We start from the raw sequence: 16616 nt of genomic DNA, 5'->3' as shown, positions 1-16616 counted from the left end.
GCCTCAAATAAATTGGGGCTGATGGTCGAGCATCGGATAGAGGTTCTTCTGGGTGAGGCACCGCAGGCCGCCTAAGTACCGGTCGATAAAGTCTGCAGGCGACGGTACGTCGCCAGTCCAATGTTCATCGGCCATGAACTCGACATGGTGAATGCCCTGACCGGCGAGCACTTCGCAAAAGTACTGTTTGTGCGTCGTCATGCCCTTTGCGCCGAGGGTGACGTAGGTCCTCTCACCATCGTTGTCCTCGATCATCAAGCCGTTGCCAAGCAGGGAGCTCAGCTGACCGAGACCCTGTTGCCAGTTGGGCCCCTTGATAGGGCCAGCCAGCAATGACAGAGCCGCCTTGGTCGCCTTCAAGCCGGCCGCTTCCATTCGACGGATGGTTTCGTCGACCAGTCGTTCCTCGCCGGCTGCCTCCACCTGCGCCCGAGCCGTGGCAAAGGCATTGGCAAATTGCGTCTCGCCGAACTGGCGGACCATCTCCTCCCGATTCGCCCTCAAGTACGCCAGCAGCGCGGTTGCGTCGTCGACACTGGCCTCGTCTTGGCGGGCGTCGATGACCGACTGAGCTTTTTGGCAGGCTCGTTCGTAGCCTTGCTCGCCGAACTCGGTGGTGAACGCCGCTTGGTTCTCCTTCAGCAGCCTCAGCGTCTCCGAAAAACTGTTGACCAGGAACCGGCTTCCTCCGGTGTAGGTCACCTGCAGATCGTGGTGGAAGAGATATTGTGGAATGATCACAAGCTTGCGCGCACCCAGAACCTTTTGTACACGCGCGGTCTCGTGCACTCCCGCGGTCCACAAGGCGATTGCCTTGCCTGGGTCAACGCCGGGGTACAAGTTCACGACGAGGCGCAACTGCTCTTCGTCCACCGGACCTTCCGGTTCTTTCCGGCCGTGCCGGATCTCGTCATGCCCAACGACTGCCACTCCATCCGACGTGATGGTGATGTTGCCGCCTTCCAGGAAGTGCCCCTCGACGGCGCGCATCCTTTTGAGCCTGTCGTCCTTGATGTCAGCTTTGTCCCGAACTCTGTAGTGGCCCTCGAATTCGGCTGGAGGGTCGAGACTGAGGTGCGGGCGCGAGAGTGGGTTGCGCTGGAAGGAGTCCACATGCGCTCCGGCAAGCGAGCTGAACTTTGGCCGGTCAATGTCGTCTGTCGGGGCAATGAAGACGGCCTGGGGCGGATGCGCCGCGCGAAAATAGGCGTCGCGTGTCCACAGGTCGAAGCTCACTTCTTCATAGCGCAGCCCCTTGGCTACGCACATCTCCCTGATGACATGCTTGTACTTGCAAGTCGCATTGACGAACAAGGAGTCACCCGGCCGAAGAATGTCATCCGACTTCAGCTTTGAAGTCAACGAGGCAGGCAGTTCCGCGTTCAGGATCGGGCATCGTACGAAGCGCGCAGATTCGGCGTTCCTCATCGAGCCAGCCTGCACGTCGACCAACTCCGTGCAGTTCCAATGCGACCCGGCAACGTCGCAATCGTCGAGCTTGGAGCGGCTAAGGTCGACTTGGTCGAACGATGCTTGTTCGAGCAGCGCCCCTCGCAGGTCCGTGCCAACCAAGCGCGTCGATCGGAAGCTCGCGCCCGACAGATTGGCGTTGCGCAAGTCCAGCCTGGGACAGGAGGCCAGATCGTGCCACCTGCTGTCGGAGAAGTCAGAACCGGAGAAGTCGACTTGCTCAAGGCCACCGAATCGAGGGAGTTCCTCTGCCATATCCACCCCCGGCCAGGACATTGCGTGTGCCTGCAGCGTTTTCAGCCACAACTCGGACGTCCAAGGCGGGAGGTCGTCCATTCCGTCCGGCAGGATAAGGTCGAATACGATGTTGTTGTGCCGCTTGCACAGCTGGTGGAAATCCCTCACCAGGTAGGCGTCGAGGTTCGATACCGTGGCTCGGTTGCACTTGCTCAGATCCAAGATCGGATTGCGATGATCCAGGTGTCGGACCAGCGCCTCAGCGGCGTCTGAGGAGGAGGCACTCAGACACTTCCGACGGAACGATTCGAATGGATCGTTGGCGCCGTCATTGAGGCGCAGGGACGGCTGGGAGCTGATGTGATGCATGGGTACCACCTTTGGGCCGAATCAGTCGGACCAAAACGTTTTTTGTGTACTCCCCGAAGGCTGAGTAACAGCGTATTGCCGGTGGTTCCTGGGGCTCAAATCATGTGCCCCCGGCCTCGACTGGGGCGGCTGGAGGCGCAACGACCTCGACGCCAAGGACGCCCTGACGAGTGCGACGGCCTACACGCGCAGTGTGAAGTTCCCGCACGCACGCATCCTCTTCACGCAGGCTGGTCTTACTCCCTCCCCTTCCGGGGGAGGGCTGGGGGCACCGGGCCTCGGAGGTGCACACAACGCCCGCACCGCTTGCCGGGCGTGCATCCAACGGCGCCTTACCTCAGGCCCTCCCACCAAAGCGCATTGCTCCGCGGCCGCCCGATCGTCAGCACTTCCCCGATCATCGGCGTCGCCAGCTCGATCTTCTTCGCCCGCGCCAGCTTCGCGATGCGGTCCAGCGGATCGCGCCACGTGTGGAAGGCAAGGTCGAAGGTGCTGTTGTGCACCACGTACAGCACCTTGCCCCGCAGGTCCTCGAAGGCGCGCACGCTCTCTTCGGGCGTCATGTGCACCGAGGGCCAGTAGGTGTCGTAGGCGCCGTTCTCCATCAGCGCCAGGTCGAAGCCGCCGAAGCGCTCGCCGATCTGCTTGAAGCCTGCGAAGTAGCCCGAATCGCCGCTGTAGAAGATGCGCTTGCCGCCACTCTCGACGATCCACGATGCCCACAGCGTCTTGTTGCGGTCGGTCAGCGTGCGGCCCGAGAAATGCTGGGAAGGCGCGGCCGTGAGCCGCACGCCGTCGTGCTCGGTGGCCTGCCACCAGTCGAACTCGGCCACGCGCTCGGGCGGCACGCCCATCTCCAGCAGCCGGGCGCGCACGCCCAGCGGGACGAAGTAGCGCTGCACGCGCTGCGCCAGGTACTCGATGGTCGGGACGTCGAGGTGGTCGTAGTGGTCGTGCGAGAGGATCAGGCCCTCGATGGGCGGCAACTGCTCGAGCCGCAGCGGCGGCTTGTGGAAGCGCTTCGGCCCGATGAACGAGAAGGGCGAGGCGCGGTCGCCGAACACAGGGTCGATCAGCCAGTACTTGCCGCGCAGCTTGAGCAGGTGCGAGGAATGGCCGAGGCGGATCACATGATTGGCGTCGCGGTCCAGCGCATCGAGCTGGGCCGCGTCGAGCTCCTGCACGGGGATGGGATCGACCGGCACCGTCCCGGTCTTGGTGGCGGTGAGAAAGCGCGACCAGATCTTCCATGAGCTGGCCGAGGGCAGGGCCTGCGGGTTCGGCAGGTTCTGGAAGTTGCAGTCCTTGAACTGCGGGGAGGCCGCGTAGGCCGTTTCGCAGGCGCTGCTCGCGGTGCTGGCGCAGCCGGCGACCAGGCCGAAGGACGCGGCCAGGATGAGGCTCTTGCAGAGGAGGGCGGTGGTCATCGGTGGCAGGGAGGGAGGGCTGTTGCGGCGCGCCGAGCTTACCTGCGATCCGGCATAGGCCGTTCGCGGCATTGCCGCCCCCTGCCAAGCGTGAAATATTCCGTGCGGAACGACGAGGAGCCGCATGGACGAAGCGATCCGCAAGCTGGTCACGGCCCGCCGCGAGGCGCTCTCGGGCGCCGATGACGGCCGTCGGCCCTGGGGCCTGGCGCTGTCGGGCGGCGGCATCCGCAGCGCGACCTTCTGCCTGGGCCTGCTCAAGTCGCTGGCCGCGCGCCGGCAACTGCTCGCCTTCGACCTGGTCTCCACCGTCTCGGGCGGCGGCTATGTCGGCGCCACGCTGGGGCGGCTGTGCTCCAACGCGAAATCGGCCGACGAGGTGCGCGAGATCGAGCGCGCCTTCGGCGACGTCGACCGCGCGCGCTTCGGCTGGTGGCTGCGCGGCAACGGCCGCTACCTGATTCCGGGCGGCCTGCGCGACACCCTGTTCGCGGGCGCGCTCTACCTGCGCAACCTGCTGGGCACGCACATCGAGATCGCGATCGCCGCCAGCCTGATCGGCATGGTGCTGGCCGCCATCAACCTGCTGCTGTGGGACTCGGTGTTCCGCGCGGTCGATCTCAACAGCGTGCCGCCCGATTCGGTGGTCGGCGTCAGCGACCTGGGCAGCGTGCATTCGCTGCGCCTGCTGGTCCAGTGGGCGACGCAATGGCCCACGCTGTGGTTCACGCTGGTGGGGCCCTTCATCGCCTCGGTGGTGTTGGCCTGCGCGTATTGGTCGGTGCGCGACAGGAAGTCCATCGGCTCGATGCTGCTGCAGCTTGCGATGTGGTGCGCGCTTGCCGTCGGCGCTTGCTGGGTCGGGCCTCAGCTGGTGCGCCACTACAGCGGGCCGCTGTGGCTGGCGCCGGCCTTCGTCGGCTTCGCGCTGTGCTGGGTGGTGGCGCTGCTGTGGGTGCTGTGGCGCAGCCGGAAGCGCTCGCCCGCGCAGTTGCGCAACGACCTGACCGACGGGCTCGCCTCCGTGATCAACGCCGCGCTGCTGATCGTGATGCTGGGCCTGCTCGACCGCGTCGGCTGGTGGATCGCGGCCGAAAGCCAGGACCTGCGCGCCTCGTACGGCGCCGCGCTGCTGGTGGTGGCGGCGGGGCTGCGCGGCGTGCTGCCGATGCTGCTGTCGCAGAAAAGCCAGGCACCCGGCATCGGCAAGACGCTGATGCTCAGCGTCGCCAGCCTGGCAGGCCTGCTGCTGGCCTTCTGCCTCGCGGCCTGGTGGGTGGGCGTGGTGTATGCGGCGACGCTGCTGCCGGTGTTCACGCCGGCAGGGCTGGACTTCTCGCGCGGCTGGGTCTGGCTGGGCACCATCTTCGTCATCGTCTTCAGCTACGCGCTGGTGACCGGGCGCAACTTCGGCTTCCTCAACGTCTCCTCGCTGCACATGTTCTACAAGGCGCGGATCGTGCGCGGCTACCTGGGCGCGGCCAATGCGCGCCGCCTGGGCGCCAGCCCGACCGAGCAGGTCTCGGGGCTGGAGCCGCCCCAGGTGCCGGTCGGGGAGGTCGACCCGCAGGACGACGTTTCCCAGCTGCACTACGCGCCGCACGTGCACGGCGGGCCGGTGCACCTGGTCAACGTCTGCATCAACCAGACGCACGACACGAAGCAGAAGCTCTTCAACCGCGACCGGCGCAGCCTGCCGCTCACCATCGGACCGCTGGGCTGGATGCAGGCCGGCGGAGCCGGCTGGGCGCAGGCGCACGGCGATGGCGCGCTCACCCTGGGCGCATGGTCCGCGATCTCGGGCGCCGCCTTCGCGCCCGGCCTCGGCCGCCTGACCAAGCGCGGCATCGCGGCGCTGTCGGTCTTCGCGGGCCTGCGCCTGGGCTACTGGTGGAACAGCGCCGAGGCCGGCATCGTGCAGAGCGGCGCCGCGGTGCACGGCAGCCCGCTGCTGATGAAGACGCGCTTCATGCTGCTCGAATGCTTCGGCGTCTTTCCCGGCAGCAGCTCCGCCAACTGGTACCTGAGCGACGGCGGGCACTTCGAGAACACCGGCGCCTACGCGCTGCTGCGCCAGGAGGCCGCGCTGATCGTGATCGCCGATTGCGGCGCCGACCCGGACTACCGCTTCTGCGACCTCGAGGTCCTGATCCGCCGCGCGCGCATCGACCTCAACGCCGAGATCACCTTCATGAAGCCGCGGCCCGGCGCCGACTGGGCGCACCTGGGCGCCTTCGGTTCGCTCAACGACCTGGCCTCGACCCACAGCCAGGCCTGCCTGGCGCTGGCGCAGGTGCGCTACGCCAGCGGCGCGACCGGGCAGATCGTGCTGGTCAAGCCCAATGTGTCGGCGGCGCTGCCGGTGGACCTGGTGAACTTCAAGGCCGCCAATCCGCTCTTTCCGCAGCAGCCCACCACCGACCAGTTCTTCGACGAGGCGCAGTGGGAGAGCTATTTCCGCCTGGGCGCCGAGATCGGCACGCGACTGGAAGGCGACATGCTGGCGCAGGTGGCGATGGGCGCCCCCGGCATGTTCGTGCCGGACGACGGCCAGACGCACGCGGCTGCGAAGCCCGCGGTGCAGCGCGACGCCGAGGCGGCGGACAAAGACAGCGCCGCCGCCGCTGCCGCCGTGGGCTCGATGAGCCGCCTGCAGGCGCGCGTGATGCGGGCGGGCGCGGTCACTGCCTCGGTGGGCATCGGCACTGCCGCGACCTTCGCGGTCGCGGCCTGGCAGGGCATCGACAGCTGGCGCGCGCAGCGCGTCGAGACGGAGAAGGCCGAAAACAGCTCCTTCAAGGAACTGACCGAGCGCTGGGCCCGCCTGCAGGCGAGCGCATCGAGCGGCGAGGCTTCCGCCCAACTGGCCGCCGAGCTGCTGCGCACCGGCGACCTGCTGTGCCGCGACGGCCGCGAGAACTTCATGGCGAAGTTCCGGCTGTCCGTGCGCATCGTGGACGATGCCAAGCAGGCCTGCGCCAGGGAGCCCGCCGAGCAGCGCGCGCCGGCCTGCGCGCGCCTGCTCGATGCCGGCAACGGCATCGACTGCCTGCAGCCCGCGCAGGCACGGCCCTGCGCGCCGCGCTACTGGGCGCGCGACTACACCGGCCAGGTCGGCTCCAAGCAGAACTGCAGCGGGACCCTGCCGGCGCCATGGCCCGCGGTGGTGTGGCTGCGCGACCGCATCCAGGACCTGCGCCCCGGCGAGGTGGACGTGGCGTCGTTCCCCTCGCCAGTGGGGAGGCCGGCACCGCCGTCCTATCCGGTGCCGGCGCCCGGGCCGGGCGTCGTGCCGTCGAACGGGATCGAGGCGCCCCGGCCGCCGCCGCCGCCCGCAGCCGATGTCTGCGACGGCACGGTGGTCTACATCCAGCTCTACGGCCCCGCGCTGCGCGACCGGGCGCGCAGCTGGCGCGGCCCCTGGCGCACGCTGGGCGCCTCGGTGCCGCCCATCGAGGACGTGCTGAGCACTTCCCGCCGGGCCGGACGCTCGCCGCCGGTGGGCCATCCGGAGCCCACCGTGATCATCCGCGACGAGAAGACCCGCCCCTGTGCCGAGGCCCTGATCCAGACCGCCCCCTCGCCCACCGGCCAGCCCTGGGCCATCAAGCTGCGGCCGCAGGGCGGCGCCGAGACGAAGAACAACATCGAAGTCTGGTTGCCGCGCACCGGCGGGCCGCTGGCGAACTGAAGAGGGTGGGAGTGCTGGTCTCCCAACAAGGAGAAGAACCATGGCGACCCTCGGCAAGCCCGTCGTGATCGTGCGTCCGGAGCAACTCGGCTTCGGCGAGCGCAGCGTGAGCCCCTCGGACTTCGGCTGGCACATGCTGGCCGAAGGAGACTCGTGGTTCTCCTTCGGCGCGCTCCTGGGCAACAACCTGCTCAACAAGCTGGCCTTCACGCGCAGCACGCTGGTCACGAACACGGCGCGCCCGAGCGACTCGCTGGCCCACGTGGCCGACTGGTGGCGCGACCCCGCCTTCGCGACCCTGATCACGGGCGGCCGGCGCGGCCGCCAGGGCTGGGCCTTCGATGCGATCCTGCTGAGCGGCGGCGGCAACGACCTGATCGATGCGATCAACGATCGCCTGGTAGACCAGCAGCTACTGCGTCGGCTACCGCCCGGCAGTGACCCGGCTTCGCCCGTCGACTGCATTCATCCAGAAGCCTGGGCGGCCTTCGAGACCTACCTGCGCACCAACTTTGCGATGGTGTCGCAGCTGGCCGCGGGGAGTGCGCAGAACGCCGCCACGCCGATCTTCGTCCACACCTACGACTACCCCACGCCCAACGATGCACCCGCTGCGCCGGGCCGTGGGCCGTGGCTGCTGCCGGCCCTGGAGGCGCACCGAATTCCCGAGCCGATGCACCAGCCCTTGGCCGATCACCTGATCGACCGCCTGGCCGGCGTCGTGCGCACGCTGGCCCACCCGAACGTGCATGTGATCGACACCCTCGGCACGCTGACCCGCGCGGCCGCCGGCGCCAAGGGCGACAGCAACGACTGGCTCAACGAGATCCACCCCAATTCGCAGGGCTACGGCAAGCTGGCGTCGGTATGGCGCGCTGCGATCGAGGGCGTGATTGCTCCCTGAGCACCCGCGCGGACCACGCGCAGCGCGTGGCGGGCGATCATCGCTTCCTCATCGGTCGCGATCACCCAGGCGCTGGCTTGCGAGCCGGGGGCCGAGATCACGCGGTCCTCGCGGCCCTCGGGCTGCGCGTCGCGATCGAAGGCGATGCCGAGCCACTCCAACCCTGCCAGCACTTCGGCGCGCACCCGGGCCGAGTTCTCGCCGATGCCGCCGGTGAAGACCAGCGCATCGAGACCGCCGAGCGATGCTGCGAGCGCACCGACCTCGCGCCGGATGCGGGCGCAGAAATACGCGATGGCCTCGGCGGCGTGCGGGTCCTCCGAGGTCTCCAGCTCGCGCATGTCGTGCGAGATGCCCGACAGGCCCTTGAGGCCCGACTCCTTGTAAAGCAGGTCGGACAGCCGCGCCGCGTCGTAGCCGTGCGTCTCGATCAGGTGCAGCAGCACGCCCGGGTCGATCGCGCCGCAGCGCGTGCCCATCGGCAGGCCGTCGAGCGCGCTGAAGCCCATCGTCGTGTCGATCGATCGCCCGCCGCGCAGCGCGCACATCGAGGCGCCGTTGCCGAGGTGCGCGACGATCACCCGCCCCGCCGCCTCGCGTGGCGCCAGCTCGGCCAGGCGCCCGGCGATGTACTCGTAGGAAAGGCCATGGAAGCCGTAGCGGCGGATGCCCGCGTCGAAGTAGTCGCGCGGCAGCGCGTAGGCATCTGCCAGGAAGCCGCCGCCGCGGTGGAAGGCGGTGTCGAAGCAGGCCACCTGCGGCACGCGGGGGAAGGCGCGGCGCGTGGTTTCGATGCCGGCGATGTTGCTCGGCAGGTGCAGTGGCGCCAGCGGTATCAGGGCGTGCAGCGCTGCCAGCATTGCATCGTCGATCAAGGTCGCGGTACTGAAGCGGGAGGCACCGTGCACCACGCGGTGGCCGATGGCCGCGAAGCGCAGCTGCGGGAACTCGGCTTGCACCAGCTCGAGAATCGAGGCGAGAGCGTCGCCATCGTTGCGCAGCTTGCCCGCGGGCAGGGCTGCGTCATGCAGCATGCGGCCATCCGCGGCCTTGGCCTTGAGCCGCGCGTCGCCGCCGAGCCCATCGACCTGGCCCGCGGCCGTCCGTTGCAGCAATCCGTTGTCGCCGACCGAGAACAGCGCGAACTTGATCGACGAGGAGCCGGCGTTGAAGGTGATGATGTGGTCGGACATGAGGCTTGCTCGTTGGGGCCTGTCAACCGGCCTTCGCGGCGCTCTCGCCGTGCCGCATCCAGTGATCGTGGAGCAGCGCCAAGGCGCACGAGGCCAGGCGGGCCCTGTCGTTGTCGGCGCGGCTGGTCAGGATCACCGGGACTTTTCCGCCCACCACCAGCCCGGCTGCTTCTGCCCGCGTGACGAAGGTGAACTGCTTGGCCAGCATGTTGCCCGCCTCGATGTTGGGCACCACCAGCACGTCGGCCCGGCCGGCGACCGAGGACACGATGCCCTTGGTGCGCGCCGCCTCGAGGTCCATGGCGTTGTCCATGGCGAGCGGGCCGTCGACGATGCCGCCGCGGATCTGGCCGCGGTCGGCCATCTTGGCGAGCACCGCGGCGTCGAGCGTCGAGGGGATGTTCGGGTTCACCGTCTCCACCGCAGAGAGCACGCCCACGCGCGGCTGAACGACGCCGCAGGCGCGCGCGAGCTCGATCGCGTTCTGCACGATGTCGACCTTGGCCGCCAGGTCGGGCGCGATGTTGATCGCCGCGTCGGTGATGAAGACCAGGTTCTGCAGCGTCGGTGCGTCCATCGCGAAGACATGGCTCAACCGGCGCCTGGCGCGCAGGCCGCCGTCCTTCTTCACCACTTCGGCGAGCAGCTCGTCGGAATGCAGGTTGCCTTTCATCACCGCGCCGGCCTTGCCCTGGTGGACGAGGGCGACCGCGTGGGCCGCTGCGTCGTGCGGCTGCGGCATGTCGATCAGCGGGTACGCGCCGATGTCGGCGGCCAACGCTTCGGCGGCCGCGCGGATCTTCTTCGCGTCGCCGATCAGCAGCGGCTGGATCAGGCCGCGCTGCGCCGACAGCAGCGCGCCGGCGAGCGAGTTGCGGTCGTCGGGGCAGACCACGGCCGTGGCCAGCGCGGGCAGGGTGGCGGCGCTCTCGATCAGGCGCCCGAAGTGGTCGTGCTGGTCGAGGATCAGGCTGGGGAGGTCGCGCGCCTCGGTGTGTCGCACCTCGGTCGGCGCCAGCACTTCGGCGCTGCCGCTGCACACCACCGTGCCGTCGCGCCGGTTGACCATGGTCTCGAAGCTCGCGAGCGGCGCTTCGCCCTTGCCGGTGCAGCGCACCGACACCCGCAGCGACTCGCCCAGATGCACGCGCTCATCCTCGAAGCGCAGGGTCTGGCTGCGGTACAGCGTGCCCGAGCCGGGCAGCAGGTTGCCGAGCACCGCGGAGATCAGCGAGGCGACCCACATCGAAGGCGCGACCACGGCGGAGGCGTCGCGCCCGTCGAAGTCGGGCAGCGTCAGCGGGTTGGTGTTGCCGGACGCGTAGGCGAACAGGAACAGGTCCTGCTCCGTGCAGACGCGTTCGATGGCGGCACTCTGCCCGGGCTCGAGCTCGCTCCAGGTGACGTTGCGGATGGTGGCGTTGCTGTTGTGCATTCGATGAAGGAAGAAGGGGCCTGCACAGGGTAGGTGCGCCGCATGGCGGCAGCGCGACGTGACATGGCGCGGCGCTGGGGCCTGGCTTCAGTCCGACCCCGGCCTCCACACCCGCCCCAGCACCGCGAGCCGGCTCCTGAAGCTGTGCCTTTCGTCCGAGAGCGCGTCGATGAAATCCGAGAGCCGCTTGGACTTGATCATGGTGTAGAAGGTCAGCCACGTCGTGAAGGCGCCCACCACGCCGAACCATAGGAGTTTCTCCCAAAGCGGCGAGTCTGCCTCGGCCAGCAGGTTCATGCCGAGGAAGCCGGTCGTGACGGTGCCGATCAGACCGAAGAGGGTGACCACCGTGAGGCGCACCACCGTGTTGGCTTGCCGCCGCAGGCTGTCCGCATCGAGGTAGGTGTTCATGTCCGCGATGCGTTCCTTGACCTCGTCGTACAGCGGATCGAGCCCCAGGTGCGTGGTGCACAGGCGCGACAGCGCGCGCACCTGCGCCTGCTCCGAGATCTCGTGGAACCAGTAGCGGTGCGTGAAGCGCAGGAAGCCCTCGAAGCTCGCGCGGATGGCGCGCTTGAAGAGCTTGACGCTGGCCACGTCGTGCACGTCGAGCCGGCGCAGGGCCTCGACCAGGCGGTCGGAGAACATCAGCAGCGCCGCCTTCTGGAAGTGCGCGATGAGGAACACCAGGAAGTGCTGGTGCCGGAACTGCGCGAGCACGCCGCGGTCGCGGCAGCAGAAGAACTCGGAATGCGCCGTGCCGACCACCACCATCGAGCGTCCGCTGCAAAGGTAGCGCGTGTTCGGTGCGCTGCCGGCATCGACCCAGAAGCGGTCGTAGCAGTAGCGCTGCTCGAAGTCCGTGAGGTGCTCCTCGGCGAAGGGCAGGGGGCCGCTGCCGCCGACCGCGGGCTCGGCGGCGCCCGTGACGAGCGCCAGGCGGATGAAGTCGTTGCGCGAGAGACGGCGCGGATCGTCGAGCGCGAGATAGGCCATCAGCGGCATGCGGTAGTACTCGAGCTGCCGGAAGCGCAGCGCGCCGGCCTCGCCCGAATGGTCGCTCACCAGGGGCTGCATCAGCCAGGCCCAGTGCGCGGCCATGCGCGGCGCCCGGTGCTCGGCCACGTGCGCGAGGAAGAGGTCGCGCTGCTGCGCGTCGGAGCTCGCGAGCACGCGCCCGCCGGCGTCCAGCCACTCGACGCTGGCCATGCAGTGGAGCGCCGCGCCCTGCGCATCCCAGCCGCCGGGGTAGGCACGGCCGAAGCGGTAGAGCACCTCCTGCGCCTGCGACAGGCTCAGGTCGTCCACGCCGACCTCCATGTTGAGCATCACCACGTCGACGTCGAAGAAGAAGTAGAGGTCCGTGTGAACGACCTTCAGCGTGATGGGCGCATCGCCCGGCCGCGCGACCACGCGCACGGCCGCAAGGTCGCGACGCCGGAAGACGCGCATCGGCGACTCTCCGCCCGTGCCCCCGGCCTCGCGGCCGCGGCGGCCTTCGCCGTAGAGGAAGCGCTGCACGTAGGGCAGGAAGCTCACGAACTCGTTGTAGTGGCGCTCGTGGAAGCCTTCGTTGCTGCCGGTGTATTCGTCGACCTCTTCGCGCCAGGGCGAGGCATCGCCCATCTCCTTCAGCAGTTGCCAGGGACTGCGCCGGTGTTGGTGCTGTCCCTGCACCGGCATCAGGCGCAGCGGCCACAGCAGCGTGGCGCGCAAATGGCGCACGGCGGGCGCCGTGCCAGCGTTCGCCGCCTGCGCCGCAGCTTCTAACGTCGGAGTGATCTGCTGCATGCCGCGAGTGTAGGCATGCGTATGCCCGCGAGGAACCGGGCAGGGGTGTCTAGGGAAATCCCTGATTGGTTCTGAAACCGGTTTCAGTACACTGACGCAAGCCTGTCAAAAAGCCAACCTGGTGCCATCGCAACGGCGAATGCACCAGCCCCGAACCCTCATCCCCGTGAACTATCAATTCCAGTTCGACGCTGTCTTCGCCGCCTGGCCGCTGCTGCTGAAGGGCACCTGGATCACCATCCAGCTCTCGCTCGTGGCCACGCTGCTGGGCCTGGTGGTGGCGATCTTCTGCGCCTGGGGCAAGACCTCCGGGCCGGGCTGGCTGCGCTTCATTGTCAATGCCTACATCGAGGTGATCCGCAACACGCCCTTCCTGGTGCAGCTGTTCTTCTTTTTCTTCGCGCTGCCGGCCATCGGACTGCGCTGGTCTCCCTACACGGCCGCGCTCACCGCCATGGTGGTGAACCTCGGCGCCTACGCCACCGAGATCATCCGCGCCGGCATCGAATCCATTCCCAAGGGGCAGATCGAGGCCGGCCGCGCGCTCAACCTCAAGCCGTGGGAGATCTTCCGCTTCGTGATCATCAAGCCCGCGCTGAAGGCCATCTATCCGGCGCTCACCAGCCAGTTCATCCTGCTGATGCTGAGCTCGGCCGTGGTGTCGGTGATCTCGGCCGACGACCTCACTTCGGTCGCAGCCAACCTGCAGTCGCAGACCTTCCGCAGCTTCGAGATCTACATCGTCGTGGCCGGCATCTACCTGGCGCTGGCGATGTCGTTCTCGGCGCTGTTCAAGCTGATCTACCGGCGCACGCTCAACTACCCCGACCGGCGCTGAACACCATGCGTACCTTCGGCTTTCCCGATTTCCTCTTCATCCTCGAGGCCGCCAGGTGGACCCTGGCGCTGTCGCTGATCGCCTTCATCGGCGGCGCAATCCTGGGCCTTGTGATCGCGCTGGCGCGCACGTCCGAGAGCAGGACCGCCCGGCTGCTGTCGACGGGCTTCATCCAGATCTTCCAGGGCACGCCGCTGCTGCTGCAGCTGTTCCTGATCTTCTTCGGCGCGCCGGTCGTCGGCTTCGACATCAACCCGTGGGTCGCCGCCGGCGTGGCGCTGGTGCTCAACAGCGCGGCCTTCCTCGGCGAGATCTGGCGCGGCTGCATCGAGGCCATCCCGCGCGGCCAGACCGAGGCCGCGCACGCGCTCAACCTGGGCTACGCGAGCCGCATGCGTGACGTGGTGCTGCCGCAGGCCTTCAAGATCGCGCTGCCGCCGACCGTGGGCTACGTGGTGCAGATCATCAAGGGCACCTCGCTGGCCGCGATCATCGGTTTCACCGAGGTCACGCGCGCCGGGCAGATCATCAACAACGCCACCTTCCAGCCCTTGTACGTGTTCACCACCGTGGCGGCGATCTATTTCGCCATCTGCTGGCCGCTCTCGTTGATGGCCGCGCACATGGAGCGCAAGCGCGCCCGGGCATTGGCGCGCTGAGCCTGCTTCCTTCTTTTCCATCCAATCCAAGGAGACCCTTCCATGAACTTCTTCACCACCCGCCGCGCCGCCATCGCCGCGCTCGGCCTCGGCGCCGCGCTCACCGCCTTCGCACCGCTCGCCTCGGCCCAGACCCTGGCCGACATCAAGAAGAAGGGCGAAGTCACGATCGGCATGCTGGTCGACTTCCCGCCCTACGGCACCACCAATGCGCAGAACCAGCCCGACGGCTACGACGCCGACGTGGCCAAGCTGCTGGCCAGGGACTGGGGCGTCAAGGCCAACATCGTGCCGGTCACCGGTCCCAACCGCATCCCCTTCCTGCTGACCAACAAGGTCGACCTGCTGGTGGCATCGTTGGCGGTGACGCCCGAGCGCGCGAAGCAGGTGCAGTTCTCGCAGCCCTATGCCGCGGCCACCATCGTTCTCTACGGCAAGAAGGGCAGCAACATCAAGAGCGCGGCCGACCTGAAGGGCGTGCGCGTGGGCGTGGCCCGTGCCAGCACCCAGGACGTGGCCGTGACCAAGGCGGCGCCCGAGGGCACCGAGATCCGCCGCTTCGACGACGACGCCTCGGCGATGCAGGCGCTCATCTCGGGCCAGGTCGACGCCATCGGCTGCTCCGTCACCGTGGCCGCGCAGATCGCCAAGCGCGTGCCCGCCGACACCTTCGAGAACAAGTTCACCCTGGTGCAGCAGGCCATGGCCATCGCCATGCGCCCGGGCCAGGACGACCTGCTGAAGAACGTCAACGAGTTCGTGTCGAAGAACACGGCCAACGGCGAGCTCAACAAGCTGTACAACAAGTGGCTGCAGACGGACCTGCCGAAGCTGCAGTAAGCCCTGGCCGGGTGTCCGACTTCCTGATTCAACGAAGCAAACTCCAATGAGCGAACCCGTCGCAACCCACGCCGGCGCCGAATCGATCATCCGCATGGAAGGGGTGAACAAGTGGTTCGGCACTTTCCAGGTGCTGACCGACATCGACCTGTCGGTGCGCACCGGCGAGCGCATCGTGATCTGCGGGCCCTCGGGCTCGGGCAAGTCCACGCTGATCCGCTGCATCAACCGGCTCGAGACGGTGCAGAAGGGCAAGATCGTGGTCGACGGCATCGAGCTCACGGCCGGCGGGAAGAACGTCGACGCGGTGCGCGCCGAGGTCGGCATGGTGTTCCAGCAGTTCAACCTGTTCCCGCACCTGACTATCCTGCAGAACTGCACCCTGGCGCCGATGCGTTCGCGCGGCATGTCGAAGGAGCAGGCGGAGGAGGTCGCGATGAAGTACCTCACGCGGGTGCGCATCCCGGAGCAGGCCCACAAGTACCCGAGCCAGCTCTCCGGCGGCCAGCAGCAGCGCGTCGCCATCGCGCGGGCGCTGTGCATGTCGCCCAAGATCATGCTGTTCGACGAGCCCACCTCCGCGCTCGACCCCGAGATGGTCAAGGAAGTGCTGGATACCATGATCGGCCTTGCCGAGGACGGCATGACCATGCTGTGCGTGACGCACGAGATGGGCTTCGCGCGCAGCGTGGCCGACCGCGTGATCTTCATGGCCGATGGCAAGATCGTCGAGCAGGCGCCGCCGGCGGAGTTCTTCGGCAGCCCGAAGCACGAGAAGACGCGGCAGTTCCTGGGGCAAATTCTCAGTTCGCATCAGGCATGACCAGCTCTCCCCCAGGTTGGCCCACTTCGTGTGGCCGCCCAGCGTGCTGCGGCCAGAGGCCTTGCTCTTCAGGCCGTCCAAGCCTGCGCAGGCAGGCTTGGAGCCGCGGCCCTCAGCCCCCTCACCGGGAGCAACACCAGTGGCCCGGCGGAGCCGGTTCCGCGGTGTTCCCCGAAGGAGAGGTATCGATATGAACGTCCTCATTTCCCTGTCGTCGTTCGGCGCGGCCGAAGTGGGGCGGCATGGGCAGCTGTGGTGTACGCGACTGGCGCTCGAGGCAGGGGCGGACAGCGTGGAGGTGCGCGGGGAACTGTTGCGTGACGCGGCGGCCGAGTTGCCTGCATTGGCCGGGCTGGCGTCGGTCTACTCGAGTCCCGAGGGGCTGTGGGCGGACGACGGTTCCCTGGACGAAGGGGCGCTCGCGCGCGGCCTGGCTGCGGCGAGCGTCTTGCGCGCGCCTCGGCTGAAGATGTCGATCGGCGGCTACGGTGCGGGCTCGCAGGGCTCGCTGGCGCGGCTCAAGGCACTGCTCGATGACCGGGCGTTCGAGGTCGAGCTGTTGATCGAGAACGACCAGACTGCGAAGGCCGGCACGCTGCCCGCGCTGCAGGCCTTCTTCGGCGCGGCCGATGCGGCCGGGCTCGACCTGGGCATGACCTTCGACATGGGCAACTGGCACTGGCTGGGCGAATGCCCGCTCGCGGCGGCCGAGGCGCTGGCGCCGCGGGTGCGCTATGTGCACTGCAAGGGTGTGCAGCGCCTGCCGGCCAAGTGGGTGGCGGTGCCGCTGGCCGAATCGCTGGCGCCCTGGCGCGCGGTGCTGCGGGCCTTGCCCGCGGACGTGCCGCACGCCATCGAATACCCCCTGGTCGGGGACGACCTGCTTGCCGTCACGCGCGAGCAGGTCGCGCAGATCCGTTCCGTTCACTGAAAGCCGCG

At 68.1% G+C, this 16616-nt stretch carries 12 protein-coding genes; 7 read left to right on the top strand and 5 right to left on the bottom strand.

Going from position 1 to position 16616, the window contains the following annotated elements:
- Nucleotides 1-3 precede the first annotated feature (3 nt).
- Nucleotides 4-2076, bottom strand: a complete 2073-nt coding sequence (locus tag ACMGEZ_RS07480) for a pentapeptide repeat-containing protein (protein ID WP_436821629.1) — start codon at nucleotides 2074-2076, stop codon at nucleotides 4-6.
- Nucleotides 2077-2408: 332 nt separating this feature from the next.
- The gene (locus ACMGEZ_RS07475; protein WP_436821628.1) at nucleotides 2409-3503 is read right to left on the bottom strand and encodes an MBL fold metallo-hydrolase; all 1095 of its coding nucleotides are present in this window, start codon (nucleotides 3501-3503) and stop codon (nucleotides 2409-2411) included.
- 124 nt (nucleotides 3504-3627) lie between these two features.
- Between ACMGEZ_RS07475 and ACMGEZ_RS07470 the strand changes: the two genes are divergently transcribed.
- Both ACMGEZ_RS07470 and ACMGEZ_RS07465 read left to right on the top strand, forming a co-directional pair.
- Nucleotides 3628-7194, top strand: coding sequence for a patatin-like phospholipase family protein (locus ACMGEZ_RS07470; protein ID WP_436821627.1), 3567 nt, complete (start codon nucleotides 3628-3630; stop codon nucleotides 7192-7194).
- A 40-nt stretch (nucleotides 7195-7234) separates the two neighbouring features.
- On the top strand, nucleotides 7235-8098 hold the full coding sequence (locus tag ACMGEZ_RS07465; protein WP_436821626.1) for an SGNH/GDSL hydrolase family protein: 864 nt from the start codon (nucleotides 7235-7237) through the stop codon (nucleotides 8096-8098).
- Here the strand turns inward: ACMGEZ_RS07465 and ACMGEZ_RS07460 are convergent.
- The 3 genes from ACMGEZ_RS07460 to ACMGEZ_RS07450 all read right to left on the bottom strand — a co-directional run bounded on the left by ACMGEZ_RS07460 (nucleotide 8041) and on the right by ACMGEZ_RS07450 (nucleotide 12517).
- Nucleotides 8041-9291, bottom strand: a complete 1251-nt coding sequence (locus ACMGEZ_RS07460; protein WP_436821625.1) for an acetate/propionate family kinase — start codon at nucleotides 9289-9291, stop codon at nucleotides 8041-8043. The two genes, ACMGEZ_RS07465 and ACMGEZ_RS07460, sit on opposite strands and share 58 nt — an antisense overlap.
- A gap of 22 nt (nucleotides 9292-9313) precedes the next feature.
- Complete coding sequence (locus ACMGEZ_RS07455) at nucleotides 9314-10726, bottom strand: bifunctional enoyl-CoA hydratase/phosphate acetyltransferase (RefSeq protein ID WP_436821624.1); 1413 nt, start codon at nucleotides 10724-10726, stop codon at nucleotides 9314-9316.
- An 87-nt stretch (nucleotides 10727-10813) separates the two neighbouring features.
- Nucleotides 10814-12517, bottom strand: coding sequence for a magnesium transporter CorA family protein (locus ACMGEZ_RS07450; RefSeq protein ID WP_436821623.1), 1704 nt, complete (start codon nucleotides 12515-12517; stop codon nucleotides 10814-10816).
- A gap of 166 nt (nucleotides 12518-12683) precedes the next feature.
- Here ACMGEZ_RS07450 and ACMGEZ_RS07445 point away from each other — a divergent pair, with 166 nt between their 5' ends.
- The 5 genes from ACMGEZ_RS07445 (at nucleotide 12684) to ACMGEZ_RS07425 (ending at nucleotide 16608) form a co-directional block, all read left to right on the top strand.
- On the top strand, nucleotides 12684-13355 hold the full coding sequence (locus ACMGEZ_RS07445) for an amino acid ABC transporter permease (RefSeq protein ID WP_436821622.1): 672 nt from the start codon (nucleotides 12684-12686) through the stop codon (nucleotides 13353-13355).
- 5 nt (nucleotides 13356-13360) lie between these two features.
- A complete protein-coding gene (locus ACMGEZ_RS07440) occupies nucleotides 13361-14014 on the top strand; it encodes an amino acid ABC transporter permease (RefSeq protein ID WP_436821621.1) in 654 nt (217 codons plus the stop codon).
- A 42-nt stretch (nucleotides 14015-14056) separates the two neighbouring features.
- Nucleotides 14057-14854: a transporter substrate-binding domain-containing protein gene (locus ACMGEZ_RS07435; protein ID WP_436821620.1), complete on the top strand. Its 798-nt coding sequence runs from the start codon at nucleotides 14057-14059 to the stop codon at nucleotides 14852-14854.
- 46 nt (nucleotides 14855-14900) lie between these two features.
- Nucleotides 14901-15677, top strand: coding sequence for an amino acid ABC transporter ATP-binding protein (locus ACMGEZ_RS07430; RefSeq protein WP_436821619.1), 777 nt, complete (start codon nucleotides 14901-14903; stop codon nucleotides 15675-15677).
- Between the two features lie 190 nt (nucleotides 15678-15867).
- The gene (locus ACMGEZ_RS07425) at nucleotides 15868-16608 is read left to right on the top strand and encodes a glutamine ABC transporter ATP-binding protein (protein ID WP_436821618.1); all 741 of its coding nucleotides are present in this window, start codon (nucleotides 15868-15870) and stop codon (nucleotides 16606-16608) included.
- Nucleotides 16609-16616 lie beyond the last annotated feature (8 nt).

This window comes from Variovorax stachyos, assembly GCF_051400855.1.
In the GTDB taxonomy this organism is placed as follows: Bacteria; Pseudomonadota; Gammaproteobacteria; order Burkholderiales; family Burkholderiaceae_C; genus Variovorax.
Note: the sequence above shows the minus strand (reverse complement) of the source record. Positions and strands in the feature narration are given on the sequence as shown.